Annotated in this window: 15 protein-coding genes; 3 read left to right on the top strand and 12 right to left on the bottom strand. The window is 37.0% G+C overall.

The annotated features are described in order from the left end of the window. Positions 1-19: 19 nt before the first annotated feature. Positions 20-1036 carry a SepM family pheromone-processing serine protease gene (locus tag CIL03_RS04565; RefSeq protein WP_094884017.1) on the bottom strand — a complete coding sequence of 339 codons (1017 nt, stop codon included), beginning with the start codon at positions 1034-1036 and terminating at the stop codon, positions 20-22. A gap of 201 nt (positions 1037-1237) precedes the next feature. On the opposite strand from CIL03_RS04565, the gene ylbJ reads away from it, so the two are divergent. Then, positions 1238-2461 (top strand): sporulation integral membrane protein YlbJ, encoded by a 1224-nt coding sequence (ylbJ, locus tag CIL03_RS04570; RefSeq protein WP_206207666.1) that lies wholly within the window; start codon positions 1238-1240, stop codon positions 2459-2461. 59 nt (positions 2462-2520) lie between these two features. Here the strand turns inward: ylbJ and coaD are convergent, their stop codons facing one another. From coaD to CIL03_RS04605, 7 genes are all read right to left on the bottom strand, one after another. Continuing rightward, positions 2521-3000: a pantetheine-phosphate adenylyltransferase gene (gene coaD / locus CIL03_RS04575; protein WP_094884019.1), complete on the bottom strand. Its 480-nt coding sequence runs from the start codon at positions 2998-3000 to the stop codon at positions 2521-2523. A 15-nt stretch (positions 3001-3015) separates the two neighbouring features. Continuing rightward, entirely contained in the window at positions 3016-3570 is a 555-nt protein-coding gene (rsmD, locus tag CIL03_RS04580; protein ID WP_094884020.1) for a 16S rRNA (guanine(966)-N(2))-methyltransferase RsmD, read from the bottom strand. Positions 3571-4468: 898 nt separating this feature from the next. Further along, positions 4469-4744 carry a YlbG family protein gene (locus CIL03_RS04585; protein ID WP_094884021.1) on the bottom strand — a complete coding sequence of 92 codons (276 nt, stop codon included), beginning with the start codon at positions 4742-4744 and terminating at the stop codon, positions 4469-4471. Between the two features lie 83 nt (positions 4745-4827). Next, entirely contained in the window at positions 4828-5265 is a 438-nt protein-coding gene (locus tag CIL03_RS04590; RefSeq protein ID WP_094884022.1) for a YlbF/YmcA family competence regulator, read from the bottom strand. Positions 5266-5316: 51 nt separating this feature from the next. Further along, positions 5317-5550 carry a YlbE-like family protein gene (locus tag CIL03_RS04595; RefSeq protein WP_094884023.1) on the bottom strand — a complete coding sequence of 78 codons (234 nt, stop codon included), beginning with the start codon at positions 5548-5550 and terminating at the stop codon, positions 5317-5319. Between the two features lie 11 nt (positions 5551-5561). Beyond that, positions 5562-5957 (bottom strand): YlbD family protein, encoded by a 396-nt coding sequence (gene ylbD / locus CIL03_RS04600; protein ID WP_094884024.1) that lies wholly within the window; start codon positions 5955-5957, stop codon positions 5562-5564. 95 nt (positions 5958-6052) lie between these two features. Then, positions 6053-7117 (bottom strand): CAP domain-containing protein, encoded by a 1065-nt coding sequence (locus tag CIL03_RS04605; protein ID WP_094884025.1) that lies wholly within the window; start codon positions 7115-7117, stop codon positions 6053-6055. Between the two features lie 217 nt (positions 7118-7334). Here CIL03_RS04605 and CIL03_RS04610 point away from each other — a divergent pair, with 217 nt between their 5' ends. Both CIL03_RS04610 and ytvI read left to right on the top strand, forming a co-directional pair. Continuing rightward, positions 7335-7700 carry a YugN family protein gene (locus CIL03_RS04610; RefSeq protein ID WP_094884026.1) on the top strand — a complete coding sequence of 122 codons (366 nt, stop codon included), beginning with the start codon at positions 7335-7337 and terminating at the stop codon, positions 7698-7700. A 151-nt stretch (positions 7701-7851) separates the two neighbouring features. After that, entirely contained in the window at positions 7852-8910 is a 1059-nt protein-coding gene (gene ytvI, locus CIL03_RS04615; RefSeq protein ID WP_094884027.1) for a sporulation integral membrane protein YtvI, read from the top strand. A 29-nt stretch (positions 8911-8939) separates the two neighbouring features. Here ytvI and CIL03_RS04620 read toward each other — a convergent pair whose 3' ends face one another. From CIL03_RS04620 to CIL03_RS04635, 4 genes are all read right to left on the bottom strand, one after another. Beyond that, positions 8940-9395 (bottom strand): DUF420 domain-containing protein, encoded by a 456-nt coding sequence (locus CIL03_RS04620; protein ID WP_094884461.1) that lies wholly within the window; start codon positions 9393-9395, stop codon positions 8940-8942. Positions 9396-9496: 101 nt separating this feature from the next. Further along, the gene (ctaG, locus tag CIL03_RS04625; protein ID WP_094884028.1) at positions 9497-10393 is read right to left on the bottom strand and encodes a cytochrome c oxidase assembly factor CtaG; all 897 of its coding nucleotides are present in this window, start codon (positions 10391-10393) and stop codon (positions 9497-9499) included. Positions 10394-10979: 586 nt separating this feature from the next. Then, on the bottom strand, positions 10980-11303 hold the full coding sequence (ctaF, locus tag CIL03_RS04630) for a cytochrome c oxidase subunit IVB (protein ID WP_094884029.1): 324 nt from the start codon (positions 11301-11303) through the stop codon (positions 10980-10982). A 3-nt stretch (positions 11304-11306) separates the two neighbouring features. Further along, entirely contained in the window at positions 11307-11930 is a 624-nt protein-coding gene (locus CIL03_RS04635) for a cytochrome (ubi)quinol oxidase subunit III (protein ID WP_094884030.1), read from the bottom strand. Between the last annotated feature and the right edge of the window lies 1 nt (position 11931).

An 11931-nucleotide genomic window follows, 5' to 3' on the forward strand; every position in this document is an offset into this window, starting at 1 on the left:
CCATTGCAGGTCTATTTTTTTATTCCACTTCTTTTAAATAATTTAAAGCCTCTTCGAATGTATCTACTGGAACTATCTTCATATCTGTTCCAATTTCTTCAGCCGTCTTTTTTGCTACCTGGTAATTAGAATCCTCTGCACCATCTTCATTTGGTGCAAAGAAAATATCAACACCTTCTTTATCTGCCGCAACTATTTTCTTGTCAATGCCGCCGATCCGGTAGACTTTACCGTTATAATCTATTTCACCAGTGCCGGCAATTTCATAGCCCTTTGTCAGGTCATCTTCAGTCAGCTGGTCATATATTTCAAGTGAGAACATTAAGCCCGCACTGGGTCCGCCTATTCTGCCACTGGAAAAACGTACTTCTGGCTCCACACTTACACTGCGGTCTGTAACCAGCTGAATTCCAATCCCTATTTTATTATCCATATCTTCAAATCTTTCTAATTTTATATCTTTCGTGATATTTTCTTCTTCCCTCACTATATCAAGTGTAATAACGTCTCCAGCTTCCTTACTCTCAACATAGCTGATTAAATCATCAGCCTCTTTAATTTCCTCTCCATTGATCCCAATAATTCTGTCAGCTATTTGCAGTTTTCCATCTGCAGGCATTTTTTCAACAACTGATACAACATATACGCCATTATATTCAATTGTAATATCTTCATTCGCTGCGGTATATGCAACAACAGTTGATGCTTCCTGAGAACCTTCCATCATTTGCAGCTGCGCCTGCATATACTCCTCATCCGTTATTCCCTCTGGCCTGACCGCATGAAGTGGTAATATCTCATGATGTGGCATGACTTTAGCAAAGGCATACTGAATGGGAGTTGCCTGACCGCCGCTGACAGTTACCAGATGCATATCTCCCTCACTTTCAAAGCCGTCTGCCACCTCAACAATTGGATTTAATGCATCTGCACCACCTGGTTTTTGTATATAATATGGCAGTTTATAAGAGGAAAGTAAAAATGCAGCTATTATAATTATAAGCAAGGAAAAAATATGTCTCTTTGAAAACTTCATGTTTAGCCCCCGTCCAATTTCAATTAACCAATCAATGTAAATTAATATCATTAAAAAGTGTATGGCATAAATAAGATGTGTATGTGCGTATATTGTATAGACTTGTACAAATCAAAAAGTTTTTTAAACAAGCTAGAATTATTCTACTACTAACCAATTCAGATGTACAGGGCAAGGCTTGTGCAGGCAGGGGGCTTCATATTGAGTCAAAAAATAAAATCTTTACTATTTGCAGGCATCACTGTCTTTATCGTCTTCTCATTAATTAAATTTCCAGATGACGCTCTTGAGGCAAGTATTCGGGGACTGAATATGTGGTGGGAAGTAGTTTTTCCTTCTTTACTTCCATTTTTCATTATGGCAGAATTATTGCTTGCTTTTGGAGTGGTGAAATTTCTCGGTGTTCTTTTTGAGCCAATCATGCGACCTTTATTTAAGATTCCCGGGGTAGGCAGCTTCGGTCTGATTATGGGGATGGCAAGTGGCTATCCAACGGGAGCCAAAATTGCGGCCCGGTTACGTGAAGAAAAACAAATTTCAAAAATTGAAGCGGAGAGGCTTGTTTCATTTACAAACAACTCAAGCCCTTTATTTATTTTCGGCGCTGTTTCCATCGGCTTTTTTGGTGATGCCAAACTTGGCATTTTGCTGGCTGTATGTCATTATGCCGGAAATATTATTGTTGGAATTTGTATGAGGTTTTATGGCAGAAAGGAGGAAAAAAGTATAATAGCCGGACAATCGCCTCCAAGTAAGAATAAAGTATCAATAGTCAGGGCATTTAAAGAAATGCATCGAACCAGAATGAATGACAAACGTCCATTTGGGGAAGTAGTTGGTGATGCTGTATTAAATTCAATCAAAACACTTGTGATGGTTGGCGGCTTTATCATACTTTTTTCTGTTTTAATTAAACTCATTTTTATGACAGGAGTCTCACCCGTTATTTCCATATTTTTTGAACAGCTGTTAAAGTTATTTGCACTGCCTGCAGAACTGGCTCTACCTTTTTTCTCCGGTTTATTTGAAATAACAATCGGCGCGAAATTAATATCCGATCTGACAATTGATACCCTTCTTGCAGAAGCAATTATTGTCAGCTTTATTCTTGGATTTAATGGTTTTTCCATACAGGCACAAGTCGCAAGTATTCTATCAAAAACAGATATTCGCTTTTCCCCGTATTTTTTCTCAAGAATACTTCATGGTATCGTCGGAAGTGTATTAACAGTGATATTATTTAAGCCATTATACTTAAATAAGCAGGCCTTTGAGCTGGATGATATCCCCGTATCACATGAGGCTAAACAAAACCTCTGGGCAGTTGCACTGAACACGCTGGAGCAGATTGGGCCAGTAATCACCATTGTCTTTTTAGGTATTGCTGCAATGATTCTGTACAAGCGAACAATAAAAATACGCTAATTTCTCCAATTAGAAAGAAAAAAGATGTTGCAGAATTTAAACACCGCAACATCTTTTTCTTATTTGTACTTCTCTTTTAATGCCTTTTCCACAACTTCCGGCACTAAGTCGGAGACATTTGCTTTATATTTTGCTACCTCTTTTACAATACTTGAGCTTAAGAAAGAATATTGATTATTTGTCATCATAAATAATGTTTCGATGTTTTCTTCAAGCTTTCGGTTCATGGACGTAATTTGCATCTCGTATTCAAAATCACTGACTGCACGCAGTCCCCTGATTACAGCATCTGCATTCTGCTCTTTTGCATAGTCCATTAACAAATGATCAGATGAATCAACGCTAACATTAGGCAGATGTTTTACGGACTCCTGTATTAAGTGAATCCTCTCTTCCACTGAAAATAATGGTGCCTTTGACTGATTATTGAATACTGCTACAATAACACGATCAAATATCCTTGCCCCGCGTTGGATAATATCAATATGTCCGTATGTAATCGGATCAAAGCTACCTGGACAAATTGCTAGTTTACTCATATTGTTTGCCCCTTTCTACTTCAATTTATAGATTGATACCCCAATGGTTCCCCCATAGTTTTCCTGTTTAATTAGTGTGAAATTTTCATGGTCGTCCGGGAGTTTTTCCATAATATCATGTTCACAGTAAATTATTCCATTTTCTCTGATTAGCTGAAACTCTACAATTTCATTTAAAAGCTTTTCATAGACAACCTTCTTATAGGGTGGATCAAGTAAAATAAGATTAAAACTTAGTTTTCTTTTTGCTGCCTTATTGATGGCGCGAAAAGCGTCTGCACGAAAGACTTCCGCCTGACCTTCCAGTTTCATAGCCTTTACATTTTCATGTATTGTATGTATTGCTTTTGGGTGTTTATCAACAAACACACATGTATCCATTCCTCTGCTTAATGCCTCAATCCCAAGTGACCCGCTGCCTGCAAATAAATCCATTACTGTTCCACCATCAAAAAAAGGGCCAATCACCTGATATACAGCTTCTTTCACCTTATCTGTAGTCGGTCTGGTTGCTTTTCCCGGCACTGCTTTTAACTGTCTTCCTTTTAACTCACCTGCAATTACACGCACAGACTCACCTCTTTTGCCACTATTCGACATTTAAATCCTACCACAGGATCGAAAAAAAGGAAATGTAAGCGTATATTTTTTTTTCAGTCGTACATAATAACATAATGAGACAGCTAACTGTTAGCTTGGTTGTTTCAAAACTCGGAGAAGACTTAAACTTCCCCATAAGTTCTTTCTCCGGTTTCTCCTCTCCCTTTGCCTTTTTGTTTTTCCTTAAAGGAAAACAAAGGGACCTGCAGGAATTTTTCTGCAGGTTTTTTTCTTTTTGCTCCTTTTATAATTCTTGCTTTTTGATCCACGCAGCATTTCTATAGACTGCGACGTAACTGCTCTGTTGATTTCAACCTCGGACGGATGTTTCGCGGGTTAAACGGATTATCGGGATTTGAAGTACTTCTCTGAGCCCAACACCTAGAAAACAATAGCTACCAGTCACATAGAGCGCTTTTCTGAACCCAATCAGCCAGAAACTAGTAGCCACCCGTCACATAGAACGCTTCTTTGAGCCCAAACAACCAGAAATTAGTAGCAACCAGTCACATAGAGAGCCTCTCTAGCCCAAACAACCAGAAATAAGTAGCAACCGGTCACATAGAGAGCCTCTCTAAGCCCAAACAACCAGAAACAAGTAGCCACCGGTCACATAGAGAGCCTCTCTAAGCAAAAACAACCAGAAACAAGTAGCCGCCGGTCACATAGGAGATATTTCAGTGGATGGCTGATATGATGGTGGAAGAGTGCTTATATGTCCTGAGCGGCCGATAGAATTATCATCGCTGATTTTACGTCGCCTTTTCCATCGGCTGCGGTGTTACAAGAGCTCCAAAGGATATGTAAACAGTCTTCATTTTACAGCAAAAAAACCTTTGCAGAGCCGTCCAGCTCTTGTGCAAAGGTTTTAGATTCCCATCTTGTAGTCATATTGTTTTGCCTTATCCGGCTTTGCATTCTCAAAATTTGTCTCAACAAAAGGTTTATAGGAACGATCTACTTTTGAAACAAATGAATGTTTGAGTAATTTAGTTTCGACATTCTCTATTTCTGACTGGTCCACATAGATTACAGCATACCTTAGTTTTTTCGATGTATAAATTAAATGGCCATACCTTTTAATTTGTTTAATATTTTTCATATGCTGAAACCAGACAATCAATCCCTGCCGTTTTGTCATCATCCCTTTTTCTCACCCACATCTTTTTCAAACTAGTGTATCAAAACAGACAACTTACTTCAATCTATTTATACCGCATCGGGCAATTAGGATGCACAGCCGCAGCTTCCTCCACTGCCACAGCCACAGCCGCTATCGGTTAATGCAGCGCCATCTTTAGGAGCTTTAATCTGCTCACTTACACTCTCAGCAATATATTGACTGATTTGATCTAAAAGTTTCTGTAAATTTCGCTCTGCAATTTTAAATGCAGCAACTTTATCGTTCATATCCATTTCCCGTTTCGACATGCGCACCTTTTTCATAATTTCATTATAATCCGGGTGATATCGTCCAAACCGTTGTATGTCTTCATAATGATCCTTTATATTTGCAAAAGCTTTAATAAGCTGCTGTGCTGTTTGATCTTCATTTAATTCTTTTCGTGATTGGTTATATGCTTCCATGACCTCTGAATCCATTACCATCTTTCCTAATGATTCGGACCGGTCAAGTATACTTGCATATTCCAGCGTAGCTATCATCCTTTACACCTCCACTATCATCATATCATTTAATAGTGGACATGAAAATGATTAATCTTTCATAGCACCAGCAAATTGCAATAGCATTCCTACCATTTGCACCTGATTGTTCAGTTTTTCCACACGCTGGGGAAAGGTTTGCCCATAAAATTGCTTAGCAGCCTTTTCCAATTCATCAATTCTGTCAGGATCCCGTGAAAGGTAACGATACCATTCGGGATTATAGCGAACAAACATAGTCAGCCTGGCATTGCCTGCTAAATAGTTATATACAGTAATATCCAATGGTATCCTCCCTAATCCTGAAACCAGTTAAATGGCCGGTTTCCACCTTGCTTCGGCTTTTTTGTTTCCTGATACTGATCTAAAAGCTCCTGAACTGTAGATATCGTACTACTTAACTGATGAACCTGCTTTTGCACCTTATTTATATCCATGTTTTCAGTCATCTTAATCAATTGACCAAACAGCTCACTGTTTTTTTCTTTTCCATGACCCGTATTCTTTTCTGTTTTAGTATCCTCTGACTTATACTGATCCCACACTGGGTCATCTTCTCCAAGTAGAGCCCATTTTTCATAATACTCCTGCCAGGACCTTCCGCTTCTTCTTATATTTTCAATTAATTTTGGATGTTCATTAATAAATTGCTTAAATTGCATTACTGTTGGATCCAGCGTTTCTCCACTCATTTTCTCACCTCATTCGGATAGTCATCTGCTACTAATTTATGCGCCTATCACGAATTACGTTAAAAAAACAAAAGCACTTGACTGCTTTTGTTTTTTTACGGTCTGGATAAAAAATTTTGTGTATAATAAAAACGGTAAACACCGGCTCCGAGATGAGTATAATCGTCATTCAGTAATGCTTCGCGGTGCCCTTCGCTATTCAGCCAGCCTTCCATTGCTGCAGCTGCATCCGGATATTGGGCAGCAATATTTTCTCCTGCCGCAAGATAGAAAATATCCTCTACTGCTAATCGCTCTTTTAAACCATTGCCGTCTTTGCTGTAATGGGAGAAATAATTATTTTCAGCCATATCTTTACTATGCAGAAATGCAACCTCACTCACATTTTCTTCCCATGCTAATTCAGACTTTCCGTAATGGCTCCGCAACACATTTGTCAGATCAAATATTTGCTTTTCCATCCCGTTTTCCACTTCTGCCCAGTCCTCATCTGATAACAGTGGTTCATCTGGCAGATTCCCTCGGTATTCTATTTCATATGGACGATGTTTCAAAAGGATATCAGATGTTAAAACACGAATAGATGAGAGCTTTTCTGTAAAAGTGTCAAAATAGCATTGTAAAAAAATATCATCACTCATTTTTACTAATGGGCGCATTTTCAATTCGTCTTCATTTAATCGAAATGTATAAGAAGAAAACCCATTGTTGTATGTGACTTCTTTTGAAAATGAAAATTGCTCTTTCATTTCATCATATGCTTGTCCAATAGATGCAGGTGCTATTTCTAAACCGCTGCCTGCCGCATAAACTGTTTCAATATCACCATCCAGAACGCCAAATTGGATATACTGATTTTCCTGATCTGTATATACCCACCATGTATAATCATATGCACTTACATCTTTTCTGATTGGCTCACCAAGTGTTTGAACAAGCTCATCAGAGTCTTTTCCTATCCACTGAAAAAGATCGCCTTCAAGCGGAATACCTGGTTGTTTCTCAGGTGCTGTTTTTGATTCAATCAGGCTTTTCTTCTCTTTTACGATAGGACTTATGTTTTCGATTGCTTCCTCTGTTGTAAGGTCATTCTTTTCCATAAAATAAAATCCGGCAATAGCTATAAGGGACACTATCAGTATGAATCGAAGAAATCGCATGAACACGTACTCCTTTTTGATATATAATTTACTATATGTCCCAACTAAAGATTCCATTCTGCTTTCTCTATTATTTTAACTGTTCGATAACGGATATATATGTATTTGCTATTATATAGAAATCAGTCTGTGATAGAAAATATTGGCGTTTCCGTTGCAACTTACGTAATTTCGTACTATTATAGTTTAGTGAGGACAAATATGTGAGGTGGAAAAAATGAGAATAGAAAACACAGGAATAGAAGATGTAATTATAGATTTAAAACCACTGGATCATTTAACAGGAAAACATGCTTTTATTCGTGCTGGCCAATGGGATTATGAACGAGTAACCTATGATTATAAAATCGGTTCCAAAGAAAAAAATATTACATATTATATTCGAATTCAAGGCTATGCTGTTGAAGGAGACGTAGACCGTGGAAATGCGGTGATTCAATTAATGACACCTTTATTAGGTAAACACTACTATCCGCATGGCGTAGAATATGGTGAAGGTGAAAATTTCCCTGAAAATCTTGTAGAGCGTGCGAAAACACTTGTAACTAAAGTAGCAGATGAAATAGCCCAATATAAAAAATAAATTACCATAAACGTCAGCTGCCTTGCATTTTCGGGGCAGCTTTTTTAAAAAACCGGTTATTTATTTCTGTTCAAATAATCAAATTAATGCTATATTTCATATATACATAATTCCAACCGATTTTAATTTTGAAAGGAGCCAACGTAATACTTTGTTTCGTGCTATTTCTAAACGCCAATGGACACTGATTTTTTTAACTATTGTTCTTTTATTGATTTTCTTCTTTATTTTGCCAATATCTGTTCCGTTAATTGTTGCCTTCATCACGGCACTTTTTCTTAATCCACTTGTTAGGTTAATCCAATCAAAAGTAAAAATAAATAGAAAAACCTCAGTTATTATCGTTTTTCTGCTATTTCTGCTCATTATCGGAATTGCCGGGACATTTATCGTAACAAAAGCTGTAACACAGGTGGTCAACTTTGTAGAAGATGTTCCTGCCCATTTTAATAAACTGAATGAAGTTTACAGTGATTGGGAATCAGATGTTCAACAATACACCAATAACCTGCCTGATGAATTTGTTGATCAGGTTTCTGATAGTATTGAAGAAAATTTAACGGCATTGAGTACTACTGCAAAAGAAAAAATCACCTTAGACAATATTGCACAGATTTTTGCAAAAGTCCCTCAATATTTAATTAGTTTTCTTGTTTATCTGATTGCCCTATTTTTATTTATACTTGAATTGCCTCTGCTGAAATCGAAAGCCTACAGCATGTTGACGAAAGAAACCGCAGAAAAAGTTTCCTTTATGAATGCCAGACTTTCCAGTGTTTTTCTCGGATTTTTCAAAGCGCAATTTCTAGTAAGTCTCATCATTCTGGCAGTAACATTGATTGGACTTTTCATCATAACTCCTGAAGTTGCTATAATCATGTCTTTAATCATTTGGATTGTTGATCTAATACCAATAATTGGATCTATCATTGTTCTTGGTCCATGGGCGTTATTCCTTCTATTAGCCGGAGATACTGCCATGGGAATTCAAATCGCAATACTGGCAATTATTCTTCTTGCAATACGAAGAACAGTAGAACCAAAAGTAATGGGCCAGCATATTGGGTTGTCTCCACTTGCAACATTGATTTCGATGTTTATAGGATTAAAGCTGCTGGGAATTTTCGGATTTATTCTCGGGCCGCTTCTTGTCATTGCTTTTAACTCAGCAAAAGAAGCAGAAATTATTAAATGGAAACTAAAGATATAAAAAAAGGAAGAGCCAATGCTCTTCCTTTTTTATGTCCCTAGTATTGCTTTAAGCATACTGGTTGTTGTTCCGCCATCATAGATAATATACAGCAGCAGATATACAACAATTCCGGTTAACGCACTGAAAAACCATATAACACTTGTTACTGGACCAATCTTCCTGTGTATAGTGATTTTACGCTTCAGAGCCAAAGTAAGTGTAACTATGCCAAACAATGCACCAGTTGTCGCTAAAATGATATGAAAAATTAGAAAGACCGTATAATATATTTTAAGCTCATCCGGACCACCAAAACTTGTATTCCCGATGAAAATGGTTCGTGATACATAAATAATGAAAAATAGAAGTGCACTGATGGCAGCTGAGATCATCGTTTTTTTATGTGATTTTGCATTCCCTTTTATGATAAATCTCCAGCCAATAGCCACTAATATGGCACTTAATAATATAAAAAATGTACTTATTGTTGGTAAAAACGGCATTGTAACATGTATCCTTTCTACATCAAGAATGATGACCATTCATGAAAAATCTCCGAATTCTATCTCTGAAGGATAAAATCCGGATTTTTTCAAAACAGTTTCTAGTTTGTTTCAGCAGGAATCGGATCAATTTTAAGGCTTTCTCTATTAAACCATTTATAGAACACTCTTCCTAAAATAATTCCATACGTAATTTCCTGCATAATCTTCATTATGATTCCGCCTAATTGCTGATCTTCCAGCGCACTCATTGACGAAAACATTTCAGGACCTGAAATAGCAAATGTGATTCCTTGCAGTACATCTCCAGGCACACATAAAGCCATTGCCTGAAGCCATGCACCATCCTGGGTATATGCCGCAAATAATGTATGATCAGCAAATATAATCAATACACAAGCCGGAGTAATTAAAACACCATTAGCAAAAATATAACCTATTTTCAGCAGTGGTGGAACTGTGTCATACTCTTTAATTGGTGTCATGATTGGCCACCACACGATAAATGCAGCAATAAGGATAATAAGCGAAATGGATGTATGTGCAGCCTGTGATGATTTTGCAAAGTCAAATATAGCCGGGATATGATAAAGAGAAAAAAGCGTGTTAAATAACAGCAATGAAATAATTGGTTTTGTAAATAAATTGAAAGCTGGTTTGACTATTTTAATATTTACAAATTTTCTCCAAACCCACTCTGGCAATCCTTTAATAACCAATATAGGAAACACAAGGTAATAAATTGCCATTTGAATCATGTGAGCTGTTAACGTTATGTGTGTAAGCAAATCTATTGGAGAACCCTTTACAGCATATAATAAAAATAACGCTGTATATAAGTAAATTTGCTGCTTAACAGATGGTTTTTCTGTTCCGCCAAATTTATGACGATATGGCCCGGTAATCAGAAAATATAGGACTGCTATTGACAGAACAAATAATAAGAAATATGGACTCCATAATGCACGAAATCCAAAGATTTGTAATTCTAACCACATGATTTTTCACTCCAAATAACGGATTGTATCTATATATTATAACTCATTTTAATTCATGGTACACGCTTTGAATGTGACATTTTAGCAAACAATCACGTTATTCCTTAATATTGTTTGCTAAAAGATCATTGTTTTTACACAAAATCTATAGAATGCGACATAACTGCTCTGTTGATTTCAACTTGGGACGAATGTTTCGCGGGTTGAATGGATTATCAGGATTTGGGGTACTTCTCTGAGCCAAATAGCTAGAAGACAATAGCCACCGGTCACATAGAGCGCCTCTCTATGCCCAAACAACCAAAAATAAGTAGCCACTGATCACATAGAGGATATTTCGGTGGATGGCTGATATGATTCTGGAAGTGTGGTTATATTTCCTGAGCGGCTGATGGAATTATCATCGCTGATTTTAGTTCGTAGTTTCTATCAATTGTGTAGTTTATAAAATAGTGAAATTTATGAAAACAGCCTTTCCTAAAACAAAGGTTATCCATAATTTCCAAGCGAAATATCCGTTTAAGAAATTCCGTTTATAACTAACATCGTAAAAAAAGATCGGGGCTCCCCCGATCTTTTTAAAAAATTACCACCAAGTTATAACAACTAAAGTTACGATAGTTAATATTGCAGCCCAAACGCCACCATAAATCATTGTAGCAGGCATTTCATTTCCTTTATCTTTCAGATGCATAAAATAGTAAAATTGAAATCCAACTTGGACCAGCGCTAAGATGAGAAGAATTGGAACAACAAACATTTTATCCATAGCTTCTGTTGCAACTATTGCAAAAGCAATCAATGTAAAACCAATCATCAAAGCAAAGGTAATCAATTGTTTTTTCATTTCCTCTTTGGCTTTCTGTTTTCGAAATGAATCAATTTTATTGGTACTGGTGTTGTCTGTCATCAATTAAACCACCTTTCCCATTAAATATACAACTGTAAAAATGAATACCCATACAACGTCAATAAAGTGCCAGTAAAGACTGAATGTATTAAACTTTGGTGCGTTGTATAAATTCAAGCCTCTTTTTGCATTACGCACCATCAATGCCATCAGCCAGCAAAGTCCAAATAAAACGTGACCGCCATGGAAGCCAACTAATGTATAGAAAGCAGATCCAAATGCTGATGAACGGAATGTAAATCCATACTCTTGAATATAATGAGCAAACTCGTAAATTTCACAAGCCAGGAATCCTACCCCAAGCAGGGCGGTTATCCCCAACCATAGCTGCATTTTCTTAAAATCATTATTTTTCATATGATACATAGCGTATACACTAGTTAAAGAACTTGTTAGCAACAAGATTGTCATAAGAAAAACAAGGCCTAATCCGAACAATTCATTTGAGGTCGGACCATCTGCTGTTGAATTTTTCAATGCAAGGTAAGTTCCAAATAAACTTGCGAAAAGAACTGTTTCTCCACCAAGGAAGAACCACAGGCCTAAAAATTTATTTTTACCCTCAAGGGTGGCCTTTTCTGGTTCTGCCGGCATTGTTTCCGGATTTAAGGAATGATCGTGACTCATA

The sequence above is a fragment of the Virgibacillus indicus genome (genome assembly GCF_002266285.1).
GTDB classification, from domain to species: Bacteria; Bacillota; Bacilli; order Bacillales; family Amphibacillaceae; genus Virgibacillus_K; species Virgibacillus_K indicus.

What these genes read in the sequence shown, in the direction of transcription:
- CIL03_RS04585 (WP_094884021.1), bottom strand. Translation starts at nt 4,744, where the DNA reads ATGATGACAAAACGGCAGGGATTGATTGTCTGGTTTCAGCATATGAAA.
- ylbD (WP_094884024.1), bottom strand. Translation starts at nt 5,957, where the DNA reads ATGAGTGGAGAAACGCTGGATCCAACAGTAATGCAATTTAAGCAATTT.
- ctaF (WP_094884029.1), bottom strand. Translation starts at nt 11,303, where the DNA reads ATGACAGACAACACCAGTACCAATAAAATTGATTCATTTCGAAAACAG.
- CIL03_RS04610 (WP_094884026.1), top strand. Translation starts at nt 7,335, where the DNA reads ATGAGAATAGAAAACACAGGAATAGAAGATGTAATTATAGATTTAAAA.
- coaD (WP_094884019.1), bottom strand. Translation starts at nt 3,000, where the DNA reads ATGAGTAAACTAGCAATTTGTCCAGGTAGCTTTGATCCGATTACATAC.
- ctaG (WP_094884028.1), bottom strand. Translation starts at nt 10,393, where the DNA reads ATGTGGTTAGAATTACAAATCTTTGGATTTCGTGCATTATGGAGTCCA.
- CIL03_RS04590 (WP_094884022.1), bottom strand. Translation starts at nt 5,265, where the DNA reads ATGATAGCTACGCTGGAATATGCAAGTATACTTGACCGGTCCGAATCA.
- CIL03_RS04635 (WP_094884030.1), bottom strand. Translation starts at nt 11,930, where the DNA reads ATGAGTCACGATCATTCCTTAAATCCGGAAACAATGCCGGCAGAACCA.
- CIL03_RS04605 (WP_094884025.1), bottom strand. Translation starts at nt 7,117, where the DNA reads ATGCGATTTCTTCGATTCATACTGATAGTGTCCCTTATAGCTATTGCC.
- CIL03_RS04620 (WP_094884461.1), bottom strand. Translation starts at nt 9,395, where the DNA reads ATGCCGTTTTTACCAACAATAAGTACATTTTTTATATTATTAAGTGCC.
- CIL03_RS04565 (WP_094884017.1), bottom strand. Translation starts at nt 1,036, where the DNA reads ATGAAGTTTTCAAAGAGACATATTTTTTCCTTGCTTATAATTATAATA.